Raw genomic sequence first — 25,482 nt, forward strand, 5'->3', positions numbered from 1 at the left:
GCATGCCGACATGGGCAGAACGATCCGGACGCAGCTGCATCCGCTCAAACCGGCTGTTTCATGGCCTCGTCATAGGCCAGCACCGAGGCACGCGCGGTGTCACGCACATCGCTCGCCGTCATGCCCGGTCTGTACAGGCTCGAGCCGAGGCCGAACGCGCGCACACCAGCCGCGACATAGGTCGCGAGATTCTTGTCCGAGACGCCGCCGACAGCGCCGACGACCACGCCCTTCGGCAGAACCGCGAGCTGCGCTGCTATGCCCGATGGACCGAGCACGGACGCTGGGAAATACTTCAACGCTGAGGCACCGCAGCGCAAGGCTAGGAAGGCCTCGGTCGGCGTCAAGACGCCCGGCATCGTCACCATGTCGTAAGCCTGCGCCGTCGCCAGCACTTCGGCATCGACGTTCGGACTGACCATCAAGCGGCCGCCAGCCTCCGCAACGCGCACACAATCCGGTGCATTGGTCACGGTCCCCGCACCGATCAGGCAGTCCTGGCCGAAGCGCCTGGCCAGCCGTTCGATCGAGACGAACGGCTCAGGCGAGTTGAGCGGGACCTCGATCATCTCGAAACCCGCTTCGATCAGGACAGCCACGATCTCTTCGGCCTCATCGGGCTTGATGCCGCGCAGGATCGCAACCAACGACCGCTTCACGTTGGGCCAGTTCACGGACTGTGTCATGTCAGAAACGCGCTCCCCAGATCTGCCGGGCCGCCTTGATCAGGCCTCGGCGCGAGGCCAGCTCAGCATCGCATTCGTTCACGGTGAAACCAGACGCCGTCAGGGCCTCACGATAGAGGCGGCCGAGCCGGCCTGCTCCGATCAGCCGCAGCGGGAGGTCGCGGCCGAAGCGCGTGCCGGCATCCGCGATCTCGCTGCCGATCAGCAGGCCGGACAACCGGGCAGCTCCATCCGAACGCTGCTCGAAGCCGAGCAACTGAGCCGCGCGCAGCCGGAACAGCGCGCTGGTCAGGCTCGTCGGAGACGATAGCGCAGACGCGAGGCCGGCGCGAAACGAAGGGCCGTCATCGGCCGCTGCGGCATTCGGCTCGACGGCATGCATCAGGATGCTGTGCTGGGAGATCACCGCGAACAGCTCGCCGGTCATGTAGGTGGCAAACGCGACCACGGCGCCAGCCTCGATCTGGATCCATTTGCTGTGGGTGCCGGGGATGCACACGACCCCGGAAAAGTCTGGCTCGGTGACGCCGAGCAGCTGCGTCTCCTCGCCGCGCATCACATCCGGCTGATCGGCGTGGGCCTGGGCCAGACCAGGAAGAATCCTGACGTCGCCCTCGGTCTCGACGCGGATCGCGCCGGCATGCAGCGCGTCGAGGCGGGTCGGCGTGTGCAGATATGGCGCTTCGACCCAGCCCTGCCGCGCGCCGGCCATGCCGCAGATCAGCACCGGCAGGTCGGCCGGTCCACCGAGCTTGCGAAGGTGATCGCGCAGCACCGGCGCGAAACCCAATGTCGCACATTGCAACATGCCCTCGGGGCCGCGGCTCTCGGCGAGCTCCGTTCCGTCGGCGGCCATCAGCCAGGCGCGGAAGCTCGAAGTTCCCCAGTCGACGGCAATGAAGGCCGCCTTGGACATCCCGGTCGAGCTCATCGTTCCTCTGCGGCTGTGCTGCGACACTCTCGAGCCTCGGCTCGGGTGACGCCCGCCCTATATGCATGATATGTCGCGGCCGACAAGCACGGCCAGTGGATCGGCAGGTCCGACGGCATCGTCCATTCATTGTTGCGCTGCAAAGGCGCGGCGCCCCGCTCCCCGATCTCCCGCAGCCGCTTTTGGGCGCGGCTTCATCCGCATTCCGGACCTCATCCATGACCATTGCAGACCACCGCGCGGCGCAGCTCGCGACACGCCTGGCCTTCTTCGTCGCCGGTTTCGGCATCGCGTGCTGGGCGCCGCTGGTGCCATTCGCCAAGCAGCGGCTCGGCGTCGATGATGCGACGCTCGGACTGCTGCTGCTGTCGCTCGGTGTCGGCTCGGTTGTATCGATGCTGGCGGCCGGCCTCCTCAGCGCGCGCTATGGCAGCAAGCCGGTGGTGATCGTCAGCGGACTTGCCCTCAGCGTTTTGCTGCCTCCGCTCGTCATCGCCACGACGCCGGTCACCCTCGCGCTCGCGCTGTTCGCCTTCGGCGCGGCGCTCGGCTCGCTCGACGTCGCCGTGAACATCCAGGCCATCGAGGTCGAGCGGCTCAGCGCACGGCCATTGATGTCCGGCTTTCACGCTCAATTCAGCATCGGGGGCTTTGCCGGCTCCGGCGTCATGACCGCGCTGCTCGCGGTCGAGATCGCGCCGCTGCCGGGCACGCTCGCCTGCTGTGCGATCGCATTGGCGGCGATGATCATTGCCGTTCCGCGGCTGATTGCAGGCAAGCCGGCGCAATCGGGCCCGCTGCTGGTGCTGCCGCAGGGCGCGGTGCTGTTGCTGGCGGCGCTCGCGGCGATCATGTTCCTGGTCGAAGGCGCGATGCTCGACTGGAGCGCGCTGCTGCTCACCGGCTCCGGCCGTCTCCCGGCGGCACAGGCCGGGCTCGGTTACATCATGTTCTCGATCGCGATGACGATCGGCCGTCTCGCTGGCGATGTCGTCGTCGCACGGATCGGAGATCGCGCGACCTTGCTGTGGGGCAGCGTCATGGCGATCACCGGATTCGTCGTGCTGCTGGCCATTCCCTCGGTTGTCAGTGCGATGACAGGCTTTGCGCTGATCGGCCTCGGCGCCTCGAATCTGGTGCCGGTGCTGTTCCGACGGGCTGGTGCACAGACCGTGATGCCCATCGGCCTTGCCGTCGCGGCCGTCACCACCGCCGGCTACTCCGGCGTGCTGCTCGGGCCTGCCGGCATCGGCTTCGTCGCCGCAGCCACGAGCCTGTCGACGGCATTCTGGCTGCTCGCGGCGCTGCTGGTCGTCGTGCTCGCGAGTGCGCCTTTGGTCGCAAGTGCGCCGCGATAGGAACGCGGCCGGCCATCCTTGCTTTGGTGAACCGAGGACCGAGTGGATCGCCTCGCTCATCACGGCTGAGCTGCCGGTCCAGACGGCAGCGCGTGCGCCGGGCAACGCGGGTTGCTCGTATCGGTTCCCTTGTGCGTTCCGGCATGCCGGCGCACACTCTGCCGATGCGCAATGGAGCAGTGCGATGGCGGTGTATGGCGATATCCCGGCGGATGATCACGGTACGGCCGGCACGCAGGCGCGTGATGCCCATTTCCTGCGCCACAGCTTTGCCGTCGCCCGGCGGTCGACCTCGCATGGCAACCATCCGTTCGCAGCTATTCTCGTCGACGCCGGCGGCCACGTGCTGATCGAGGCGGAGAATGGCTACATGCCGGCGCGCGACGCCACGGCGCATGCCGAACGGCTGGTTGCGACGCAGGCTTGCACGAAGATCGCGCCGGAGGTTCGGGCGACAGCCACGCTGTATTCGTCAGCCGAGCCCTGCGCGATGTGTGCCGGCGCGATCTATTGGGCCGGCATCGGGCGGGTCGTCTACGGCCTGAGCGAACGGCGGCTGCGCGACTTCACCGGCAACCATCCGGAAAACCCGACGCTCGACCTGCCCTGCCGCGACGTCTTCGCGAGCGGCCAGCGTGCGACGGAGGTCGTGGGACCGCTGCTGGAGGACGAAGCCGCAGCCCTGCATGTCGGCGTCTGGGACACATGATCAAACGACAAGGGCGCCGCAGCCTGGCTGCAGCGCCCTCCTCTTCTGGTCACGCCAGATCAGAACTTGACGGTCACGCCGCCATAGACGGTTTCCTCGGTGCAGCTCGCATTGCCGACGCAGGCCCCGCTGGTCTTGTGGTCGAGGCCGAACTTGTTCTGCCAGTAGCGATAAGCGACCCAGACATCGACAAAGTGGGAATATTTGTCGCCCATGAAAGCCTTGGAAGCGTCGAAGGTCAGGCGGATCGGCTCGGAGTTGAACTCGATCGCGGTCTTGGTCCCCGGCAGCGGGCTGTTCTCGTTGCCCTTCTCACCGTACCAGCCGGCGCGGCCGCTGATCGACCAGAACTGCATGTTCGGCGGCAGGAAGCCGAGGTCCATGTAGTAATTCAGCTCGAGTGCCCAGGTCGGGTTGAAGCTGCGATTGCCGTCGGTCAAGCAGTTCACGCCCGGAACGGCCGCTGCCGGCAGCTGCCAGCCCGCTCCGCACTGGGTGAAAGCATTGCGGTTGTAGAATTCGTAATACAGCAGCGGGGCGACGTTGAGGTAGCCCTTGTAAGGCAGATCGAACGCGAATTGCAGACCGGCGACCATGGAGCGCTTGGCCGGCGACAGATAGTTGTTCTCGGTGTTGGCATCCATGCCCACCTCGAACGAGATGTTGTGCAGCGGACCCATCGTGAAAGCGCTGGTGTTGAAGATCTGATTCCAGCCGAAAGTCGAGCGGAACAGACCATAGATTTCGGTGGCGCCTTCGCACGTTGCGGGGGTGGCGATACCGGTGCCGGGATTGAAGATCACGCCGGCATTGGTGCAGGGATTGGCCGGGTCGTTGTGATCCGACTTGAACATCGAAATGGTGAAGAAGTTCGTGCCGTACTGCCAGACGTCGAAGTGGCTGAACGAATAGACCTGCTTGGCGGTGGTGCTGTTGATGCTGCCATTCGGCCGCACCGAGAACACGCCGGGATCGGTGCCCTTGGGCATCCAGGAGAAGCTGACGCGGTTGTCGACGACGAGGAAGAACGGCAGATCAGCCGGAGCCTTCTTCGCGGCCTTGGCCGGCAGATCCGCAGCGCTGGCCTGCCCCAGCGCCGCGATCGCGCCTGCGCCCAGCGCAACCGCAGCAGTGATGAAATGACGAAACGACATGTAGACACCCCCAATGAACAAGCGCCGATTCCGCACTTGCATGCACAGTTGCGCCGAAGCTTCGTCGCGAGAAGCCTCAAGATTCTCCACGTCTTGCTCGCAGTTTGATCAAGGTTCCGCCCCAAGCGGTGGCGTCCGCCTCGCGCCGGTGTTCCAGGACGTGAGACGATTGGCCGCGGCAAATGGAACCGCAAAACGGGGCTTTCGACTTCACATCGTTGGAGTTTTCTGGACAGGGCAAAAGCAGCTTCATCGGCCGCTGCGGAACGCTGCAAGCACACGACCGAGGTTCGCTCGGCCGTCGAGATGATGCTGCTCATCCAACGGGCATGCTGCTGTCCGAGATTGATTCCCGGCAACTGTCGCAAAAGTGCCACATGTCGCGTCGCGCGGACGGAGGCAGTCCAATTGCATTGCCGGCCCGATGCAACTGACTGTGAAGCGGAAATGGACCGGGGACATTTCCAGAGGCTGGGCAAGAGTTGTGCAAAGGATGGCGCTTTTCACCTCTTACACAGCGGAGCAAATTAGCTCACAATTGAGGCAGTTCCATTCCCTGCCTAAGACGCAGCACATGCCCGATCCCGCGCTGGCTCGCCCAGCCCCCGTACAGCCGCTCCTGCAGACGGTCGGATTGACCAAGCGCTACGGCGATTTCCTCGCCAATGACAGGATCGACATCGAGATCGTCCCGCGCGAAATCCACGCTCTCCTCGGCGAGAACGGCGCGGGCAAGTCGACATTGGTCAAGACCATCTACGGACTGGTGCAGCCGAGTGGCGGGGAATTGCGTTGGCAGGGCCGACCGATCAAGCTCTCCGGGCCTTCCGAGGCCCGATCGCTGGGCATCGGCATGGTGTTTCAGCATTTCTCCCTATTCGACAATCTGACCGTCGCGGAGAACGTTGCGCTCGGACTCGATGGCAAGGAGCCGCTCAGGGCGGTGTCGGCCCGGCTGGCCGACGTCGCCCGCGACTACGGACTGCCGCTCGATCCGAAGCGGGAGGTCTGGCAACTCTCCGTGGGCGAGCGGCAGCGCATCGAGATCGTGCGGGCCTTGATGCAGAACCCGAAATTCCTGATCCTGGACGAGCCCACGGCGGTGCTGACGCCGCAGGAGGCCGATCAGCTCTTCGTTGTGCTTGAGCGCCTGAAGCAAGAGGGGCGCGCGATCCTCTACATCAGCCATAAGCTCGATGAGGTGAAGCGGCTGTGCGACACCGCCACGATCCTGCGCGGCGGCAGGAAGGTTGCCACCTGCAATCCGAAGCTCGAGACGGCCGGATCGCTTGCCCGCATGATGGTGGGGAGCGAGATCAAGGAAGTGAAGCCGTCAGCCGAGCGGCGCACGACGGTGCCGCGCCTGGTCGTGAATGATCTCACGCTTCAACCGGCCGAGCTGCATGGAGTCCGTCTGCAGAACATCTCGTTCGAGTTGAAGGGCGGTGAGATCCTCGGCATCGCCGGGGTCGCAGGCAATGGACAGGACGAACTGTTCGCCGCACTTTCTGGAGAACGCCTTGTCAAGGAACCTGGAACGATCATCATCGACGGCATCGCCTGCGGTAATCTCTCGATCAGCGAGCGCCGCAAGATGGGCGCGGCTTTCGTGCCCGAGGAACGGCTCGGCCACGGCACCGCGCCGCGAATGAGGCTGTCGGAGAATGCGCTGCTGACCGGGCACGCCGCCGGCGACATGGTGCGCCACGGCTTCATCAATGCCGCCGCGACGCTGCGGACGGTGGATCGCACCACCGAGACGTTCGACGTCCGTAAGGCCAAGCGCGATCCCGAGGCCGCGAGCCTGTCCGGCGGCAATCTCCAGAAATTCGTCGTCGGCCGCGAGATCTTGCGGCAACCGGCGGTGCTCGTCGTCAACCAGCCGACCTGGGGCGTCGATGCCGGCGCTGCTGCGATCATTCGTCAGGCGTTGATCGACCTCGCAAGTGCTGGCGCCGCGGTGCTCGTCACCAGCCAGGATCTCGATGAGCTGATCGAAATCGCCGACCGCATCGCCGTGATGTTTCACGGCCGACTCTCGGCAGCCCTGCCGCGCATAGAAGCCACGCGCGAAAAACTCGGCCTGCTGATGGGCGGCGCCAGTCTCGACCAGAAGGAGGCCGCGCATGCAGCTCGTGCTTGAGAAGCGCGCCGAGCGCTCACGCACCATAGCGCTGGTGTCGCCGCTGATCGCCATCGGGCTGACACTGGTGACCATGAGCGTGCTGTTCGCCCTGCTCGGCAAGAACCCGATCGCGGCGCTCGGCGTCTATTTCATCGCCCCTCTCACCGACGGCTATTCGCTGCAGGAGATCGCCGTGAAGGCGACGCCGCTGGTGATGATCGCGATCGGATTGTCGCTGTGCTATCTCGCCAATGCCTGGAACATCGGCGCCGAAGGCCAGTTTCTGATCGGCGCCGTCGCCGGCAGCTGGATCGCGGTCAAGACGCAGGGCACAGAAGCCGGATATTGGGTGCTGCCGGCCATGCTGCTCGCCGGCGCTGCCGCGGGCGCACTTTACGCACTGATTCCGGCGCTGTGTCGGGTGAAGTTCGGCGCCAGCGAGATCCTCACCAGCCTGATGCTGGTCTATGTCGCCGATCTGCTGCTCGATTATCTCGTCCGCGGCCCGTGGCGTGATCCGGCCGGCTTCAATTTCCCGACCACCGCCGAGTTCGATCCGGTCGCGACCGTGCCGCTGCTGATCGAGGGCGGACGGCTGCATCTCGGCAGCATCATCGCGCTCATTGTCGTCATCTGCGCTTTCGTGCTGCTTGATCGCACCATCAAGGGTTTCGAAATCCGGGTCGTCGGCGTTGCGCCGCGCGCCGCCCGCTTCGGCGGCTTCAACGCCAATCAGCTCGTGCTGGTGACCTTCGCAATCTCCGGTGCTTTGGCCGGACTCGCCGGCATCATCGAGGTGGCGGGTCCGATCGGCCATCTGCAACCGGGCATTTCGCCGGGCTATGGCTTCACGGCGATCATCGTCGCCTTCCTCGGCCGGCTCAATCCCGTTGGAATATTAATTGCAGGCCTTTTCCTCGCGCTGACGTTCATTGGCGGAGAGCAGGCCCAGATCACGATGAAGATTCCGCTCGACGTGACCAAGGTGTTCCAGGGCATCCTGCTGTTCTACGTGCTCGCCTGCGACTCCCTCATCCTCTATCGGTTCAAGCTCGTCTTCTCCGCCCGACAGGTGCAAAGTGGTGCTGGTTGAAGCAATCATCCTGTCGGTGCTCGCCGCGTCGACGCCGCTGCTGCTGGCAGCGACCGGCGAGCTGGTCACCGAGCGCGCCGGCGTGCTCAACCTCGGCGTCGAGGGCATGATGATCGTCGGCGCCGCCTGTGGCTTTGGCGGCGCCTGGCTGTCCGGCTCGATCGTCGTCGGCGCGCTGTGCGGCATCATCGCCGGCATGCTGACGTCCCTGATCTTCGCATTCATGACGCTCGGGCTCGCGGTGAATCAGGTCGCGACCGGCCTGGCGTTGACCATTTTCGGCATCGGTCTCTCCGGCCTGATCGGGGCGCGCTTTGTCGGCGAGCGCATCAACACCGCGCCGCACCTCTCGGTTCCCGGCCTGAGTGACATCCCGCTGGTCGGCCGCATCCTGTTCGGCGAGGACGCCTTCGTCTATCTGTCGCTGGCCTTGATCGTTGCGGTCTGGTGGTTCCTCTATCGCACCCGTGCCGGTCTCGTCCTGCGCGCCTGCGGCGACAACCACATCTCCGCGCATGCGCTCGGCTATCCCGTGCTGCGCATCCGCATGCTGGCCGTGCTGTTCGGCGGTGCCTGTGCCGGGCTCGCCGGGGCCTATCTGCCCCTGGCCTACACACCATTCTTCATTCCCGGCATGACGGCGGGACGCGGCTGGATCGCGCTCGCGCTCGTCGTGTTTGCATCCTGGCGACCGGGCCGTCTCGTCATCGGCGCCTATCTGTTCGGCGCGGTGACGATCCTGCAGCTGCATGCGCAAGGCGCGGGTGTCGGCATCCCCTCGCAATTCATGTCCGCGCTGCCCTATCTCGCCACCGTGATCGTGCTGGTGCTGCTGTCGCGCGCCCGGACCGGCGGCTCGACGGCGCCGGCTGCATTGGGAACGGTATTCGTCCCGGACCGCTGATCGTTTCATCCGGAGCGCCTGCGATGGGGCGCGACGCTCTGGAAATAAGCTTTCCCCTGACCATTTGGAGATATTGACGATGATGAAAAGGCTTCTGGGGGCTGCCGCCGCGCTGATGCTGGCGGGGAGCATCGCCGGCGTCGCGCACGCCGCCGACAAGCTGAAGGTCGGCTTCATCTACCTTGGACCGATCGGCGATCTCGGCTGGACCTATCAGCACGAACTGGCGCGCCAGGCGCTCGTGAAGGAGTTCGGCGACAAGATCGAGACGACCTATCTCGAGAACGTTCCGGAAGGCCCCGACTCCGAGCGCGCCATCGAGCAGTTGGTCCGCGCCGGCAACAAGCTGATCTTCACGACCTCGTTCGGCTACATGGACCCGACCCTGAAGGTCGCCAAAAAATATCCACAACGTGCATTTCGAGCACGCCACCGGCTACAAGCGCGACAAGAACATGTCGACCTATTCGGCGCGCTGGTACCAGGGCCGCTATATCCAGGGCCAGATCGCGGCCAAGATGTCGAAGGCCGGCGTGCTTGGCTATATCGGCTCGTTCCCGATTCCCGAGGTGGTCTCGGGCATCAACGCGACGATGCTCGGCGCGCAGTCGATCAATCCCAACATCAAGGTCAAGATCATCTGGGTCAACACCTGGTTCGATCCTGGCAAGGAGGCCGACGCCGCCAAGGCGCTGCTCGATCAGGGCGCCGACATCATCATGCAGCATACCGACAGCCCGGCGCCGATGCAGGTCGCGGCCGAGCGCGGCAAGCTCGCCTTCGGCCAGGACTCCGAGATGATCAAGTTCGGCCCCAAAGCGCAGCTGACCTCGATCCTCGACACCTGGGCGCCCTACTACATCTCCCGCGTCAAGGCCGAGCTCGACGGCACCTGGAAGTCGGAGGACACCTGGGGCGGCCTCGATTCCAAGATGTTCGAAATGGCGCCCTACACCAACATGCCTGATGACGTGAAGAAGATGGCCGAGGAGACGCAGGCCGCGATCACCGCAGGCAGGCTGCATCCGTTCAAATGCCCGGTCGTCGGCCAGGACGGGAAGGAGGTGGAGTGCAAGGGCGGCGATCATCTGGCCGACGGCCAGATCCTCGGCATGAACTTCTACGTCAAAGGCGTCGACGACAAGCTTCCCGGCAAGTAATCGCGATCAGCGACCAAGACCCCTGCCGTTCGCATTACGGCAGGGGTTCGCAGGTGTAGGGGGTCCGCCATGAGCGGCGGACAAGCGCCTGCATAGAGAGCTACCTGCGCTCTACCTTACGATGCATTGACAGCAGCAACACACAATAGCAAGGTTGAGGCAGGCGCGACGATGCGGCGCATCCCCTCTTTGCATCGCCAGTTTCTACCTGGAGTTCCATCCGTGAACAAATGTAACCTGCTTGTTGCCGTCTGCGCTTCGGCGTTGCTGGCCTCTCCCGCCGCTTTCGCAAAAACTCTCGTGTTCTGCTCAGAAGGCAGCCCTGAAAATTTCTATCCCGGCATCAACACGACCGGGACCTCGTTCGACGGCAATGAGCCGATCTACAATCGCATTGTCGAGTTCGATCGCGGCAGCACGCAAGTGGTGCCAGGCTTGGCCGAAACATGGACGATCTCGCCCGACGGCACCACCTATACGTTCAATCTGCGGAAGGGCGTGAAGTGGCACACGACATCGAAATCGTTCAAGCCCACGCGCGACTTCAATGCCGACGACATTCTGTTCTCGATCGAGCGGCAGTGGAAAGAGGATCATCCTTATTTCAAGGTGACGAGCCCGAACCATTCCTATTTCGGTGACATGGCGCTGCCGAAACTGTTGAAGTCGGTCGAGAAGATCGATGATTACACGATCAAGATCACGCTCAATCAGCCGGAGGCTCCGTTCCTTGCGGATCTCGCGATGCCGTTCGCGGCGATCCAGTCGAAGGAATATGCCGATGCGATGCTGAAGGCCGGGACGCCCGAGAAGATCGACCAGGATCCGATCGGCACGGGCCCGTTCTATCTGGTGCAGTATCAAAAGGACGCGGTGATCCGCTACAAGTCCTTCCCGCAATATTGGGGCGGCAAGGCCAAGATCGACGACCTCGTCTATTCGATCACGCCGGATTCGTCCGTTCGCTGGGCCAAGCTGCAGAAGGGCGAATGCGACGTGATGCCCTATCCGAACCCGGCCGACATCGATGCGATCAGGAAAGACCCGAACGTCACGGTCCTCGAACAACCCGGCCTCAATGTCGGCTATCTGGCGTTCAACACGCAGAAGAAGCCGTTCGATGATGTCCGCGTGCGCAAAGCCCTGAGCATGGCGATCAACAAGAAGGCGATCATCGACGCCGTCTATCTGTCGACCGGCATTGCGGCAAAGAACCCGATCCCGCCGTCGATGTGGTCCTACAATGACAACGTCAAGGACGATCCCTATGATCCGGAGGCCGCCAAGAAGCTGCTCGCCGAAGCCGGATTTCCCAACGGGCTGGACACGGACATGTGGGCCATGCCGGTGCAGCGTCCCTACAATCCGAACGCCAAGCGGATCGCCGAATTGATGCAGGCCGACCTCGCCAAGATCGGGATCAAGGCCGAGATCAAGTCGTTCGAATGGGGTGAATACCGCAAGCGATTGCAGGCCGGCGAGCATCAGATGGGCATGTATGGCTGGACCGGCGACAATGGCGATCCCGACAATTTCCTGCACACGTTGCTCGGTTGCGCCTCGGCCTCGGGCTCGGGCTCGAACATCGCGAAGTTCTGCTACAAGCCGTTCGACGATCTGGTCGTGAAGGCCAAAACGGTCAGCGATCAGGCCGAGCGTGCCAAGCTCTATGCGGAGGCCCAGGTCGTCTTCAAGGAGCAGGCGCCGTGGTACACCATTGCGCATGCCGTGCAGTTAAAGCCTGTCAGCAAGCGCGTCATCGACTTCAAACTGTCGCCGTTCGGACGGCACAGCTTCTACGGTGTCGACGTCAAGGACTGACGTGACTCCGCTGTCGCACAAGGGCAGCCCGTCGGGGGCTGCCCTCCATGATCCCTGAACTTCATGATCCCCGAACTTGCGAGCATGGCACGCGGAATCATGGTTCGACGCCAGCAGATCCCGCCAGGGCGAGTTGAGCGAGGCCATCCTCGATCTCGTGGTTGAATTCGATTAATCCGTCCTCGCGGTCGGGGACGACAGAGCCAGGCATGCTTCGATTCGCGCTGACCAGATTGAGCCTCGTGGTTCCGACGTTCATCGGAATCACCTTGCTCGTCTTCGTGTTGATCCGTCTGATCCCCGGGGATCCGATCGAGACCATGGCCGGCGAACGCGGCATCGATCCCGCCCGCCTCGCGCAGCTTCGCAAAGATTACGGCTTCGATCAGCCGGTGCTGGTCCAATATGGATTCTATTTGTCGCGGCTGGTGCATGGCGACCTTGGCCGTTCGATCGTCACGCATGAGCCGGTCATTGCCGAATTCCAGAGCCTGTTTCCGGCCACGGTCGAATTGTCGATCTGCGCCATCCTGTTTGCGCTGTGTGTCGGGCTGCCGGCCGGCATTATCGCGGCGGTCCGGCGCAACTCGATCTTCGATCACGGCGTGATGGGGATCTCGCTCACCGGCTATTCGATGCCGATCTTCTGGTGGGGATTGCTGCTGATCCTGCTGTTCTCGGTACAGCTTGGGTGGACGCCGGTGTCGGGCCGGATCGCAGTGCAGTACTTCATCGAGCCGGTCACAGGCTTTCTGCTGATCGATACGCTGCTTGCGGGCGACGGCGGCGCGTTCCGGTCCGCCCTGTCGCATCTCGTGCTGCCGACGATCGTGCTCGGCACCGTGCCGCTTGCAGTGATCGCGCGCATGACGCGCTCGGCGATGCTGGAGGTGCTGGGCGAGGATTACATCCGCACCGCCCGCGCCAAGGGCCTGCCGCGCTTCCGCGTGATCGCGATCCATGCCCTGCGCAATGCCCTGATCCCGGTGGTGACGGTGATCGGCCTGCAGGTCGGCGTGCTGTTCACCGGCGCCATCCTCACCGAAACGATCTTTTCCTGGCCGGGCGTCGGCAAATGGCTGATCGAGGGCATCAACCGCCGGGACTATCCCGTGTTGCAGGGCGGCACGTTGATGATTGGCGCGGTCGTCATGACTGTCAATCTCCTGGTTGATCTCGCCTATGGGCTGATCAACCCACGCATCCGGTACACGCGATGACCATCCACCCTCTTCCAGCCCCCGCCGTGACAGCACCGGCAGCCGCACCGCCGTCTCCTTTGTTGGAGTTCTGGCTCGACTTCCGGAAGAATTCAGGCGCGGTCGCGGGCCTCGTCCTGATCACGGTCCTCATCCTGCTGGCGCTGTCAGCCCATCTCGTCGCGCCGCATTCGCCGGTTCTCACCAATGATACGGCGTTCCTGAGACCGCCATTCTGGCAGCAAGGCGGATCGCTCACCTATCCGCTCGGGACCGACGCGATCGGACGCGATATTCTGTCCCGTTTGATCCACGGCGCGCGGCTGTCTCTGCTGATCGGCATCGCGGTGGTCAGCCTGTCCGTGATCGCGGGGACAATCCTGGGTCTCGTCGCGGGCTTCTTCCGCGGCGTGACCGAGGTCGCGATCATGCGGCTGATGGACATCACCTTGACGCTGCCGAGCCTTCTGCTCGCGATCGTGATCGTTGCGATTCTCGGGCCGGGCCTGATGAATGCCATGCTGGCGGTCGCAATCGTGCTGCTGCCGCATTACGTGCGGATCGCGCGTGCCGCCGTGATCAGCGAGGTTTCCAAGGACTATGTCACCGCGGCCAAGGTCGCAGGCGCCGGCCGGCTCCGGCTGATGTTCAAGGAGGTACTGCCGAATTGCGCGGCGCCTTTGATCGTGCAGGCGACGCTCGGCATCTCCACCGCGATCCTGGACGCGGCCGCGCTCGGCTTCCTCGGTCTTGGTGCGCAACCGCCCTCGCCGGAATGGGGAACCATGCTGGCGGACGCGCGCGAATTCGTGCTGCGGGCCTGGTGGGTCGTCACACTGCCGGGCCTGGCGATCCTGCTGACCGTGCTGGCCTTCAATCTGCTGGGCGACGGGCTGCGCGATGCGCTCGATCCCAAGCTCAAACGATGACGCTGGCAACGCAGTAAGGGCGCCCCGATGCCGCTTCTCGATATCGAAAATTTGTCGGTCGCCTTCCCGTCGCGCAACGGCATGCTGCGCGCCGTGGACGGCATCAGCATCACGCTCGACAGGGGCGAGGTGCTCGGAATCGTCGGCGAATCCGGCTCCGGCAAGAGCGTCGGCATGCTGGCGCTGATGGGGCTGGTCCCTCACCCCGGACGCGTCGAGGCCGACAGGCTGCGGTTCGAGGGCAAGGATCTGCAACGCCTGTCCGAGCGCGAGCGGCGGGCCCTCACCGGCAAGGACGTCGCGATGATCTTTCAGGAGCCGACGACGTCGCTCAACCCGTCCTTCACGATCGGCTATCAACTGGCCGAGACATTGCGCATCCATGAGGGGATGGACCGCAAGGCCGCGCGGCGGCGGGTGATCGAACTGCTGGAACAGGTCGGCATTCCCGCCGCGGAGAGCCGGCTGTCGGCCTATCCGCACCAGCTTTCTGGCGGCATGAACCAGCGCGTCATGATCGCGATGGCGATCGCCTGCAATCCGAAGCTCCTGATCGCTGACGAGCCGACGACGGCGCTCGACGTCACCATCCAGGCTCAGATCCTCGATCTGCTGCTGTCGCTGCAGCGCGACCGCGGCATGGCGCTGATCCTGATCACGCACAATATGGGCGTGGTCTGGGACACGACCGAGCGGGTCGCGGTGATGTATGCTGGGCAGATCATGGAAGTGCGGCCGACGCAGGGCCTGCTCGAATCGCCACAGCATCCCTATACGGCCGCGCTGCTGGCGGCGCGCCCGGAGGCGAGCGATGGCGGGCGGCTCGCCACCATTCCGGGCGTGGTGCCCGGCGCCTATGATCGGCCGCGCGGATGCCTGTTCAGTCCGCGCTGCGCCTCCGCGACGCCGTTGAGCGACGAGCTCCGCCCCGATTTGCGTCCGTGGCGCGATGGCCTGATCCGCTGCCATTATCCGCTCGGAGATTCGACGCGCGAGGCGCGACGTGCCGCTGACGGCGGTGACAGCGCTGCCGCCAGCAAGCGCGAGGCCGTGTCATGACGGCGCTCGTCACGGCCAGTGATCTCAAGCGAAGCTACGAGATCCGGCAGGGCCTGTTCCGCACCCCGGCGCAGTTGCAGGCCGTCGGCGGCATATCCTTTGCGATCGACGCCGGCAAGACGCTGGCGATCGTCGGCGAATCCGGTTGCGGCAAGTCGACCCTCGCGCGACTTGTCACTCTGATCGAGAAGCCCAGCGCCGGTACGCTGACGCTCGACGGGCTCGATGCCGTCCATCCGCCGGCCGGCGCCGCCAAGGTGTTGCGACGAACGGTGCAGATCGTATTCCAGAACCCCTATGGCTCGCTCAACCCGCGCAAGCGGATCGGCGCCATCCTGGAAGAGCCGCTGATCATCAACACCAACCTCTCCCAGCAGCAGCGGCGGGCGCAGGCGCTCGACATGATGGCGAAGGTAGGGCTTCGCCCGGAGCAATATGGCCGCTATCCGCACATGTTCTCGGGCGGGCAGCGGCAGCGCATCGCGATCGCGCGGGCCTTGATGCTGCGGCCGAAGCTGCTGGTCGCCGACGAGCCGGTCTCCGCCCTCGACATGTCGGTGCAGGCGCAGGTGCTCAATCTGCTCGCCGACCTGCAGCGCGAGCTCGGGCTCGCTTATCTCTTCATCTCGCACGACCTCGGCGTGGTCAGACATATCGCCGACGACGTGCTGATCATGTATCTCGGCCTGGTCATGGAGCATGGGCCGAAGGACCGCATCTTTGCGCGGCCGCTGCATCCTTACGCCCAGGCGCTGGTCGACGCCACCCCGGGTCTTGGCCGCAAGGGACGGCGCATCGTGCCCAAGGGCGAGTTGCCCTCGCCGCTCGATCCGCCCGCCGGCTGCGTGTTCTCGACCCGCTGCCCGCATGTGACGGAGTTCTGCCGCGCACAGCGCCCGCCGCTGCGTTCGCTCGATGGCCGCCTCGTCGCCTGCCACTACGCCGAGCGCTTCCTGGACACACAGCCGGCCTGACGATCGTCATCAGCCGGCCCGCATCCGTTCTGCCGCCGCATTGTGGCGCCGGATCAGCGCGGCGACGTCGAGGCCCGGAATGGCGCCGTCGATCACCGTCCAGCGGCCGCCGACCATGACGCAGTCGGCGCGGTGCGCACCGCACAGCACCAGCGCCGCCATCGGATCGCCGGCGCCGGAGAAGCGCAGCTCGTCGAGCTTGAACAGCGCGAGATCGGCGGCCTTGCCGACCGCGATCTCGCCGAGCTCCGGACGTCCGACGCAGGCTGCCGAGCCCTTCGTCGCCCAGCGCAGCGCATCCTTGTGGCTCAGCCGGCTGACGCCATAGCGGGCGCGCTGCATCAGGAACGCGGCGCGCACCTCCTGCATCAGATTGGAACCGTCATTGGAGGCGGAGCCGTCGACGCCTAGACCGATGCCGACACCGGCGTCTTCCATCTCGCACACCGGACAAGCTCCGGAGGCAAGCAGCTGGTTCGAGCAGGCGCAATGGCTGATCGTCGTCTTGGCCTTGCCGAGCCGCTTCATTTCGTCGGCGTTGAAGAAGATGCCGTGCGCGAGCCAGGTCCGCGGGCCGAGCCAGCCATGTTTCTCGAGATAATCGAGCGGACGACAGCCGAACATGGCCTCGCAGAATCGGTTCTCGTCCTCGGTCTCCGCCAGATGCGTGTGCAGCCGCACGTCGAGCTTCTCGGCCAAGGCGGCCGTCTGCTGCATCAAGGATCCGGTGACCGAGAACGGCGAGCACGGCGCCAGCGCGATCTGCACCATCGCATCCGGCCCGCGCTGGTGAAACTGCGCGACCACGCGCTCGCTGTCGGCGAGGATCGTATCCTCGTCCTGCACCACACTGTCCGGAGGCAATCCGCCGTCGCGCTCGGACAGATTCATCGAGCCACGGGTCAACAGCACCCGGATGCCGAGCCGCTTCGCGGCCTCGACCTCGATTCCGACGGCGTCCTCCAGGCCGGAAGGGAACACGTAATGATGATCCGTCGTCGTGGTGCAGCCCGACAGCATCAGCTCGGCCATCGCGACCGTGACCGCCGCGTCCAGCGCCTCCGGCGTCAGCTTCGCCCAGATCGGATACAGCGCCTTCAACCACGGGAACAGCTCGCGGTCCATCGCCGCCGGCAGCGCACGTGTCAGCGTCTGGTAGAAATGGTGGTGCGTGTTGATCAGACCGGGGATCACGACGTGCCCACTGGCATCATGGGCAACCACGCCCGCGGTCGCGGGCTCGGCGCCGGCCGGCACCAGCTCGACGATGCGGCCGTCCTTAACGACGAGGCCGCGGCCGGCGCCCTCCGCCAGAATGGCGAGCGGGTCCTTGATCCAGATCGGCATGCTGCTCATGGCTGTCTCGTCTCGCTATGTGGGCTCTTGCGCGTGCCGGTAGCTTGCAAGCGAAAGGCCAACCTCATCCTATTGCCAGTTGGCGCTGGTCTTGCAAGGATTTCGCCCGCGATGCCCTGCGCCAACGAGCTTGCGTTACCATGGACCTGAATACTGTCACCGAGATCGTGCGTCCCAGAACGCGGGCAGAGCTGCCCAGCTGGAAGGCAGGCGACGCTTGGCTGGCAGGTGGCACCTGGCTGTTCTCCGAGCCACAGGCGCAGCTGACGCGGCTGATCGACCTCGGCGATTTCGCCTGGCCCCCCCTCACGATCGACGATCAGGGGCTGAGCATCGCGGCGACCTGCAGCGTCGCCGAGCTCGACGCGCTGCCATGTCCGTCCGATTGGATCGCGGCACCGCTGATCGATCAATGCTGCCGAGCGTTCCTGGCCTCCTTCAAGATCTGGAAGACGGCAACGGTCGGCGGCAATCTCTGCATGTCGCTGCCGGCCGGACCGATGATCTCGCTGCTCGCGGCCCTCGAAGGCGTCTGCACGATCTGGAGGAATGACGGCAGCGAGCAGCGCGTCGCAGTCACCGACTTCGTCACCGGCAACAACAGCAACCTCCTTGCCTCCGGCGACCTGCTGCGCCAGATCGACGTCCCCCTCGCCGCCTTGAAGCGCCGCACAGCATTTCGTCAGATCGCGCTGACGCCCGTCGGACGCTCCGGCGCGCTGCTGATCGGCACGGCAGGCCGTGACGGCGACCTGGCGCTCACGATCACCGCATCGACGATCAGGCCGTTGCAGCTGCGCTTTGCGACGATTCCCGACGCGGCCACGCTGCGCGCCAGCATTCTCGACGGCGTGTCCGACGCGCTCTATCATGACGATGTCCACGGCAAGCCGACCTGGCGCAAGGCCATGACGTTGCGCCTCGCGGAGGAGATCCGCGGCGAACTCGCAAGCGGCGCACGGTCATGAGCGTCGTCGTCAACGGCAAGGCGGTTGATGCCGCACCGCGCCCCGGGCAATGCCTGCGCACTTTTCTGCGCGACACCGGCCATTTCGGCGTGAAGAAAGGTTGCGATGCCGGCGACTGCGGCGCCTGCACCGTGCTGCTCGATGGCGAGCCGGTGCACAGCTGCCTGATCCCCGCCTTTCGCGCCGATGGCCGCGAGGTCACGACGGTCGAAGGTCTCGCCACCGCCGACGGCCTGCATCCGATGCAGCAGGCCTTTCTCGACGCCCAGGCGTTTCAATGCGGCTTCTGCACCGCCGGCATGATCGTCACCTGCGCCTCGCTCAACCAGGCCCAGAAGAAGGATCTCGGCGCCGCGCTGAAGGGCAATCTGTGCCGCTGCACCGGCTATCGGGCCATCGAGGACGCCCTGCTCGGCCGCACCCATATCGAGGATGTCGCCGCCGGCGAAGCCTTCGGCCGCAGCCTGCCCGCGCCCGCCGGGCCCGATGTGGTGCGCGGCAAGGTGCGCTACACCTTCGATACCGCCATCGAAGGCCTGCTGCATGTCAAGCTCGCGCGCTCCCCGCATGCGCATGCGCGCATCACCAGCATCGACAAAGCTGCGGCACTCGCCGTGCCGGGCGTGCACGCGGTGCTGACGCATGAGGATGCGCCGGCGACGCTGTTCTCGACCGCGCGCCACGAGCAGGACTGGATGGATCCCGCCGACACCCGCGTGCTCGACGATACCGTCCGCTTCATCGGCCAGAAGGTCGCGGCCGTGGTCGCCGACAGCGAAGCCGCTGCCGAGGAAGGTTGCCGGCGCCTGCGCGTCGACTACGAGGTCCTGCCCGCGGTCGTCGATCCTGCGCAAGCGATCGCGCCCGGCGCGCCGGTCATCCACGCCGGCCGCAGCCGGGAGCATCGCATCGCCGATGTCAGCCGCAACATCGTTGCCGAGACCCATGGCGAATTCGGCGACGTCGCCGCAGCGCTTGCCGCCGCCGCGGCGACCTATGAGGGCATCTTCACGACGCAGCGCGTCCAGCATGCCGCGCTGGAAACGCATGGCGGCCTTGCCTGGCTCGACGAGGACGGCACGCTGAATGTCCGCTCCAGCACGCAGGTGCCGTTCCTGACGCGGCGGGCGCTGAGCGAGATCTTTGCACTCGCCCCCGACAAGGTCCGGGTGTTCTGCGAACGCGTCGGCGGCGGCTTCGGCGGCAAGCAGGAAATGTTCGTCGAGGATATCCTGGCACTCGCGGCGCTGAAGACGAAGCGGCCGGTGAAGCTCGAATTCACCCGCGAGGAGCAGTTCATCGCGACCTCGACACGGCATCCGATGCGCGTCACCATCAAGGCGGGCGCCGACAAGGACGGCAAGCTCACCGCGCTGCAGCTCGACGTGCTGTCCAATACCGGCGCCTATGGCAATCATGCCGGACCGGTGCTGTTCCATGCCTGCGGCGAGTCGATCGCGGTCTACAATTGTCCGAACAAGAAGGTCGACGCGGCCGCCGTCTACACCAACACGGTGCCTGCCGGCGCCTATCGCGGCTACGGCCTGCCGCAGACGACCTTGGCGGTCGAAGCCGCGATCGACGAGCTCGCGCTGCAGCTCGGCATCGACCCGTATGAGATGCGCCGCCGCAACATCGTCCGGCCCGGCGATCCCATGCTGTCGCCGCCGGACGCCGAGCCCAGCGATGTTCTGTACGGCTCCTACGGGCTCGACCAATGCCTCGATCTGGTGGAGCGCGCGATGGCCGAGGCGACGCCGACGCCGGAGCTCTCCGACGAATGGCTGACGGGCGACGGCATCGCCTTGACCATGATCGATACCGTGCCGCCCGACGGGCACATCGCCGATGCCGCGATCAGCCTCGGCGAGGATGGCGGCTTCACGCTCACCGTCGGCACCGCCGAGTTCGGCAACGGCACCAGCACGGTACACCGGCAGATCGCCGCCACGATCCTCGGAACCACCGTCGACCGCATCACCCTCAAGCAATCCGACACCGCCCATGGCGGCCACGACACCGGCGCCTACGGCTCGACCGGCACCTTCGTGGCAGGCCGGGCGACACAGGCCGCAGCCGAGGCGCTCGCCGAGACGATCAAGCGCGTCGCCGCGGATCACTGGAACGTCGACCCGGGCGAGTGCCGGCTCGCCGATGATGCGGTCAGTTGCGGCGCTCGCCGTCTTCCCTTCACTGACCTCATCAAGGCCGGTGGGCCGCCATTGACCGCGCAGGGCAATTCCCAGGGCACGCCGCGATCGGTCGCATTCAACGTCCAGGGTTTCCGTGTCGCCGTGAACAAGTACACCGGCGTGGTCCGGATCCTCAAAAGCGTGCAGGCGGCCGATGCCGGCCGGGTCGCCAATCCGATGCAATGCCGCGGCCAGATCGAAGGCGGCGTCGCGCAGTCGCTCGGCGCCGCGCTCTACGAGGAGATCGTCATCGACGATACGGGCCGTGTCATCAATCCGCGCTTCCGCGACTATCATCTGCCGTCCTATGCTGACGTGCCGCGCACCGAGGTGCTGTTTGCCGAAACGACCGACACGATCGGGCCGCTGGGGGCGAAGTCGATGAGCGAGAGCCCGTACAACCCGGTCTCCGCGGCGCTCGGCAACGCGCTGCGCGCGGCGACCGGCATCCGCTTCACGGCCACGCCTTTCAAGCCGGACCGGCTGTTTCCGCTGTTGCAGGAGAAGTTCCGCGACTGACACGACCAAGGGACGATCTGGGGGGACACATGAGCAAGACGATTGATCCGGTCGACGAGATGCTTCCCGTGCCGAAGCTGCTCGCGCTCGGCCTTCAGCACGTGCTGGTGATGTATGCCGGCGCCGTCGCCGTGCCGCTGATCATCGGCCGCGCCCTGAAGCTGCCGCCAGAGGACGTCGCCTTCCTGATCAGCGCCGATCTGTTCGCCTGCGGGCTTGCCACGCTGGTGCAGTGCATAGGCTTTCCCGGCGTCGGCATCCGCCTCCCGGTCATGATGGGCGTCACTTTCGCGTCCGTCGGACCGATGCTGTCGATGGCTGCCTCGCCCGAGATCGGATTGCTGGGCATCTACGGCTCGGTGATCGCCGCCGGCCTGTTCGGCATCATCATTGCGCCGTTCATCAGCCGGCTGCTGCCGCTGTTTCCCCCGGTCGTGACTGGCACCATCATCCTCATCATCGGCGTTTCGCTGATGCGGGTCGGCATCAACTGGGCCGGCGGCGGCCAGCCGACCATCATCAAGGTCGTCGATGGCGTCAGGGGCAATTTTCCCAATCCGGATTATGGTCAGTTGCAGGGCTTGGGCATCGCGTTGTTCGTGCTGCTGGTGATCCTCGGCCTGATCAAATGGGGCACCGGCTTCGTCGCCAACGTCTCGGTGCTGCTCGGCATCGTCGCGGGCGCGGTGCTCGCCAGCGCGCTGGGCGTGATGCATTTCGACAAGGTCGCGGCCGCCCCCTGGGGCGCATTGGTGGTGCCGTTCAAGTTCGGCGTTCCGCAATTCAAGCCGGTGCCGATCGTGACGATGTGCATCGTCATGATCGTGGTGATGATCGAATCGCTCGGCATGTTCCTGGCGCTCGGCGAGATGACCGGCAAGAAGGTCGATCGCGAGGCGCTGGCGCGCGGCCTGCGCGCCGACGGCGTCGGCACCCTGCTCGGCGGCCTCTTCAACACCTTCCCCTATACGTCCTTCTCGCAGAATGTCGGGCTGGTGTCGGTTACCGGCGTGCGCACGCGCTGGGTCACGGTGACCGGCGGCGTCATCATGCTGCTGCTCGGACTGCTGCCGAAAACGGCGGCGCTGGTCGAAGCCGTGCCGCAGGTCGTGCTCGGCGGCGCCGGCCTGGTGATGTTCGGGATGGTAGCGGCGACCGGCGCGCGCATCCTCGCCGCTGTGGATTTCAAGACCAACCGCTTCAATCTGTTCATTGTCGCGATCTCGGTCGGGTTCGGGCTGATCCCGCTCGCCGCGCCCAGTTTCTTCCACAACCTGCCCAAGGACCTGCAGCCGCTGCTGGAATCCGGCATCCTGTTGTGCGCCCTGGTCGCCGTGCTGCTGAATGCCTTCTTCAACGGACTCGGCAGCGGCAAGACCGCGGAAACCGATGCCGCAGCCGCGGCCTCGTCCGCCCAGCACGTCTGAGGCGAAGCATGACTGCGCTACTGCTTGGGACGGCGATCGAACGACATGCCGAACAGACCGCTTCGCTCCGTCTCGGGCTCCGGCTCGGCGGCTGCAGCCGGTGCGCTCGGCTGAGCCGACGCTTGCGGCGGCGTCACCGGTTTGGGAAGGGTCTCGCACTTCATCGAATACACCAACTTGCCGTCCTCGGTGCGTCCGATCGGCGCGCAGGCATCGGCACGCTTGGTCACACCGGGCTTTGGCGCAGGCGCCATCTGTGCCAGCGCAGCCTGCGACAAGGCGGGCAGCGCCACGACCAGCATGATCAGGATCAGTCTCTTCATCGCATCCGCCCCGCTTCGCTATCCGACGCATTGAACGCAATCGCAGCGCCGAAGTCCACCACATCGCGCGTGCAGGCCGGCCTGCCTGCTGTGCAGGAGCCGCCGCCGCGATGCGCTGGAAATCACTCCCGATCGATGCGACAGATGACAGGCAGGCGCCCAGCTTCCGCGGCGCCCCGGATGAGGAGATGACCGCGCGATGTGGGCTTCGATCATATCGGAATGGCTGAGCCTGATCTTCCGCTGGCTGCACGTGATCGCCGCCATCGCCTGGATCGGCAGCTCGTTCTATTTCATCGCGCTCGATCTCAGCCTGAAGCCGCGCGCGGGTCTGCCGAACGGCGTGATGGGCGAGGCCTGGCAGGTCCATGGCGGCGGCTTCTACCACATCGTCAAATATCTCGTGGCGCCGGCCCAGATGCCGAGCGAACTGACCTGGTTCAAATGGGAGGCCTACACCACCTGGCTGTCCGGCTTCGTGCTGATGATCGTGGTGTACTATCTCAATGCCGACCTGTTCCTGGTCGACAAGTCGATCCTCGATCTGACGCCGGTTCAAGCCGGCCTGTTCAGCTTCGGCTCGCTGGCGCTGGCCTGGTTGCTCTATGAGGCCGCCTGCCGCAGCGGGCTTGCGAAGCATGAGCTGCCGTTCGCAATCGGCGGCTATATCTTCCTGGTCGCGCTCACCTATGCCTTCACGCATGTGCTGAGCGGCCGCGGTGCCTTCAACCAGATCGGCGCCATCATCGGCACCATCATGGTCGCCAATGTATTCGCGGTCATCATCCCCAACCAGAAGAAGATCGTCGCCGCCCTGCTGGCGGGCGAGGCGCCCGATCCCAGGCTCGGCAAGGCCGGCAAGGAGCGCTCGGTCCACAACAACTACCTGACCCTGCCGGTCGTCGTGCTGATGATCAGCAACCACTATCCGCTGTTGTTCGGCACCCGCTACAATTGGGCGATCGTCGCCATCGTGCTGGCGCTCGGTCCGGTGATCCGCCACTTCTTCAACGAGCGCCACAAGGGCAATCCCGCGCCCTGGTGGGTGTGGGGCGTCGCCGCCGCGGGCATGACCGCGATCCTGCTGCTGTCCTCCGCCGGCCCGCGCGATGCCAAGGCGGCAGCCGGCACCGCGCAGCCGAGTTTCGCTGAGGTCGCGGACATCGTGACCTCCCGCTGCAGCATGTGTCATGCCGCCGAACCGGTGTGGGAGGGCATCGTGGCCGCGCCCAAGGGCGTGCTTCTCGACACTGCCGAGAATATCCAGCGCAATGCGCGGCTGATTGCGCGCAATGCGGCGTGGTCGAGCGCCATGCCGCCCGGCAACATCACCGAGATCACCGGCGAGGAGCGCGCCGTCCTCGCGGCCTGGGCGGGCGCGCAATAGCGCACCTCTGTCCTCACATGTCGAATAACCGATTTCATCGAAAGCATCGTCGCGTCGACTTCTCGCCTCTCGGCCAACGACATTCCTCTCGCTCACATCGCGCTTTGCGCCGACAAGACGCACCGCGACGTTCCCGCAGCGCGATCGGCTCGGGTTATGCGGCATGTTTCACCCTCTACGAAATGCGAGGGCGAGGGAAGACCGGACCTCGGCTGAGGCCCGTGGCCCCCGTGCGTGAAAAAATGCACGGGGCAGGAACCACAGGTACAGCCGGACAGACCCGGCCTTCCCTGCGCGATGGTTTTCACGCTTATGTCGCGCTCTCCTCGGTGTCCGGCTTTTAGCCACCGTCGTCCTCGGGTTCATCATCCCCAAGGACTTGGCGCCGGCATCGGGGCGCCAGGACCACACGATTTTGCGTCCGTGCCCGACAGCGCTCGTCCTGCACCGCCATTCACGGCCACCGCGACCCACCCCAACGTATCGTGACGACGCGCACGTCCCTCTGCATGAGGCGGGATGACGCTAGAGAACCACATTTTCTGATTAAACGAAAGAGATTTATTTTCGGCGAGGAACGTGACGGGCCTCGTCAGATGGGAAGCTTCGCGAAACTGGTGTCCTGGCGCCATCGCTTCCAAGTATCACCCCCGAGTCGTGCGAGGAATGCGGGAGACGAGCGCGGGGACAACCCCACAAGCGCAACGAGCGGTTGAGATCAGGCGTCATAAAATACGATTCAGTTCGAGGACGCGCGATTCTCGTCATGACCTTTGCAGTAATGTTTACCACCCTCAGCCACGCGGCTTGGCTGCGGAGAAGATGACGCTAGAGTGCGGCAACAACCAGTCTCAGCGAAACGCCCACAATGTCGACCTCCGTCAAAGGCCTGCTGGCCATTGTTGTCGCGCTCATCGCGATGGCCTGCTTCGCGAGTTCGGAGCTGAAGCTTTATCTCGGGCTGCTGGTCATCTCGCTGCTCGTCAGCTTTGCAGTCGTTGGTCTGGTCGCGTGGCTGATCGAAGCGATTGTCAGGCAACGCGATGCGAGCATCAAGCGGCGGCTCGCGTCGGTCCGCTCGGTCCTCGCCGAGGACGCGGTGCCGCTGCCGATGACGAGCGCCGATCAGGCCGCGCCGCCGACGCCGAGAGGTGGCTGAGATGCATCTCCGCGCCCGCTTTGAGCCACTGGCAGGCTGCAAATCGGGC

20 protein-coding genes and 1 pseudogene are annotated in these 25,482 nt (G+C 65.1%); 16 read left to right on the top strand and 5 right to left on the bottom strand.

The window, feature by feature from the left end; all coding sequences use genetic code 11:
- Positions 1-44 precede the first annotated feature (44 nt).
- Both ACVIJ6_RS02210 and ACVIJ6_RS02215 read right to left on the bottom strand, forming a co-directional pair.
- Positions 45-686: a 2-dehydro-3-deoxy-6-phosphogalactonate aldolase gene (locus ACVIJ6_RS02210; protein ID WP_456771287.1), complete on the bottom strand. Its 642-nt coding sequence runs from the start codon at positions 684-686 to the stop codon at positions 45-47.
- 1 nt (position 687) lies between these two features.
- Positions 688-1,617: a 2-dehydro-3-deoxygalactonokinase gene (locus ACVIJ6_RS02215; RefSeq protein ID WP_456771288.1), complete on the bottom strand. Its 930-nt coding sequence runs from the start codon at positions 1,615-1,617 to the stop codon at positions 688-690.
- Positions 1,618-1,682: 65 nt separating this feature from the next.
- On the opposite strand from ACVIJ6_RS02215, the gene ACVIJ6_RS02220 reads away from it, so the two are divergent.
- Entirely contained in the window at positions 1,683-2,975 is a 1,293-nt protein-coding gene (locus ACVIJ6_RS02220; protein ID WP_456771289.1) for an MFS transporter, read from the top strand.
- 184 nt (positions 2,976-3,159) lie between these two features.
- On the top strand, positions 3,160-3,684 hold the full coding sequence (locus ACVIJ6_RS02225) for a nucleoside deaminase (protein WP_456771290.1): 525 nt from the start codon (positions 3,160-3,162) through the stop codon (positions 3,682-3,684).
- Between the two features lie 59 nt (positions 3,685-3,743).
- Here the strand turns inward: ACVIJ6_RS02225 and ACVIJ6_RS02230 are convergent, their stop codons facing one another.
- Positions 3,744-4,838: a hypothetical protein gene (locus ACVIJ6_RS02230; protein WP_456771291.1), complete on the bottom strand. Its 1,095-nt coding sequence runs from the start codon at positions 4,836-4,838 to the stop codon at positions 3,744-3,746.
- 574 nt (positions 4,839-5,412) lie between these two features.
- Between ACVIJ6_RS02230 and ACVIJ6_RS02235 the strand changes: the two genes are divergently transcribed.
- The 9 genes and pseudogenes from ACVIJ6_RS02235 to ACVIJ6_RS02275 all read left to right on the top strand — a co-directional run bounded on the left by ACVIJ6_RS02235 (position 5,413) and on the right by ACVIJ6_RS02275 (position 16,102).
- The gene (locus tag ACVIJ6_RS02235) at positions 5,413-6,981 is read left to right on the top strand and encodes an ABC transporter ATP-binding protein (RefSeq protein ID WP_456771292.1); all 1,569 of its coding nucleotides are present in this window, start codon (positions 5,413-5,415) and stop codon (positions 6,979-6,981) included.
- Entirely contained in the window at positions 6,965-8,056 is a 1,092-nt protein-coding gene (locus ACVIJ6_RS02240; RefSeq protein ID WP_456771293.1) for an ABC transporter permease, read from the top strand. Before ACVIJ6_RS02235 ends, ACVIJ6_RS02240 begins: the two co-directional genes overlap by 17 nt.
- Positions 8,043-8,960 carry an ABC transporter permease gene (locus ACVIJ6_RS02245; RefSeq protein WP_456771294.1) on the top strand — a complete coding sequence of 306 codons (918 nt, stop codon included), beginning with the start codon at positions 8,043-8,045 and terminating at the stop codon, positions 8,958-8,960. The genes ACVIJ6_RS02240 and ACVIJ6_RS02245 overlap by 14 nt, the downstream gene beginning before the upstream one ends.
- Before the next feature lie 79 nt (positions 8,961-9,039).
- A pseudogene (locus tag ACVIJ6_RS02250) lies at positions 9,040-10,120 on the top strand (BMP family ABC transporter substrate-binding protein).
- Between the two features lie 222 nt (positions 10,121-10,342).
- Positions 10,343-11,941, top strand: coding sequence for an ABC transporter substrate-binding protein (locus ACVIJ6_RS02255; protein WP_456771295.1), 1,599 nt, complete (start codon positions 10,343-10,345; stop codon positions 11,939-11,941).
- A 209-nt stretch (positions 11,942-12,150) separates the two neighbouring features.
- Positions 12,151-13,161, top strand: coding sequence for an ABC transporter permease subunit (locus ACVIJ6_RS02260; RefSeq protein WP_456771296.1), 1,011 nt, complete (start codon positions 12,151-12,153; stop codon positions 13,159-13,161).
- The gene (locus ACVIJ6_RS02265) at positions 13,158-14,069 is read left to right on the top strand and encodes an ABC transporter permease subunit (RefSeq protein WP_456771297.1); all 912 of its coding nucleotides are present in this window, start codon (positions 13,158-13,160) and stop codon (positions 14,067-14,069) included. The genes ACVIJ6_RS02260 and ACVIJ6_RS02265 overlap by 4 nt, the downstream gene beginning before the upstream one ends.
- A 27-nt stretch (positions 14,070-14,096) precedes the next feature.
- Complete coding sequence (locus tag ACVIJ6_RS02270) at positions 14,097-15,128, top strand: ABC transporter ATP-binding protein (RefSeq protein WP_456771298.1); 1,032 nt, start codon at positions 14,097-14,099, stop codon at positions 15,126-15,128.
- Positions 15,125-16,102 carry a peptide ABC transporter ATP-binding protein gene (locus ACVIJ6_RS02275; protein ID WP_456771299.1) on the top strand — a complete coding sequence of 326 codons (978 nt, stop codon included), beginning with the start codon at positions 15,125-15,127 and terminating at the stop codon, positions 16,100-16,102. The genes ACVIJ6_RS02270 and ACVIJ6_RS02275 overlap by 4 nt, the downstream gene beginning before the upstream one ends.
- Before the next feature lie 9 nt (positions 16,103-16,111).
- On the opposite strand, the gene ACVIJ6_RS02280 is transcribed toward ACVIJ6_RS02275, so the two are convergent.
- Positions 16,112-17,458 (bottom strand): 8-oxoguanine deaminase, encoded by a 1,347-nt coding sequence (locus ACVIJ6_RS02280; protein WP_456771300.1) that lies wholly within the window; start codon positions 17,456-17,458, stop codon positions 16,112-16,114.
- A gap of 140 nt (positions 17,459-17,598) precedes the next feature.
- Here ACVIJ6_RS02280 and ACVIJ6_RS02285 point away from each other — a divergent pair, with 140 nt between their 5' ends.
- Genes ACVIJ6_RS02285 through ACVIJ6_RS02295 form a run of 3 tightly spaced genes read left to right on the top strand, consistent with a single transcriptional unit; the run spans position 17,599 to position 22,564 of the window.
- Positions 17,599-18,426 carry an FAD binding domain-containing protein gene (locus ACVIJ6_RS02285; RefSeq protein ID WP_456771301.1) on the top strand — a complete coding sequence of 276 codons (828 nt, stop codon included), beginning with the start codon at positions 17,599-17,601 and terminating at the stop codon, positions 18,424-18,426.
- Positions 18,423-21,137, top strand: coding sequence for a molybdopterin-dependent oxidoreductase (locus tag ACVIJ6_RS02290; protein WP_456771302.1), 2,715 nt, complete (start codon positions 18,423-18,425; stop codon positions 21,135-21,137). The genes ACVIJ6_RS02285 and ACVIJ6_RS02290 overlap by 4 nt, the downstream gene beginning before the upstream one ends.
- Positions 21,138-21,166: 29 nt before the next feature.
- Positions 21,167-22,564 (top strand): nucleobase:cation symporter-2 family protein, encoded by a 1,398-nt coding sequence (locus ACVIJ6_RS02295; protein WP_456771303.1) that lies wholly within the window; start codon positions 21,167-21,169, stop codon positions 22,562-22,564.
- A 17-nt stretch (positions 22,565-22,581) separates the two neighbouring features.
- On the opposite strand, the gene ACVIJ6_RS02300 is transcribed toward ACVIJ6_RS02295, so the two are convergent.
- Entirely contained in the window at positions 22,582-22,887 is a 306-nt protein-coding gene (locus ACVIJ6_RS02300; RefSeq protein WP_456771304.1) for a hypothetical protein, read from the bottom strand.
- A 199-nt stretch (positions 22,888-23,086) separates the two neighbouring features.
- Here ACVIJ6_RS02300 and ACVIJ6_RS02305 point away from each other — a divergent pair, with 199 nt between their 5' ends.
- Positions 23,087-24,274 carry a urate hydroxylase PuuD gene (locus tag ACVIJ6_RS02305; RefSeq protein ID WP_456771305.1) on the top strand — a complete coding sequence of 396 codons (1,188 nt, stop codon included), beginning with the start codon at positions 23,087-23,089 and terminating at the stop codon, positions 24,272-24,274.
- Positions 24,275-25,142: 868 nt separating this feature from the next.
- A complete protein-coding gene (locus ACVIJ6_RS02310; RefSeq protein WP_456771306.1) occupies positions 25,143-25,433 on the top strand; it encodes a hypothetical protein in 291 nt (96 codons plus the stop codon).
- The last annotated feature ends 49 nt before the right edge of the window (positions 25,434-25,482 follow it).

The sequence above is a fragment of the Bradyrhizobium sp. USDA 4369 genome (assembly GCF_054056435.1).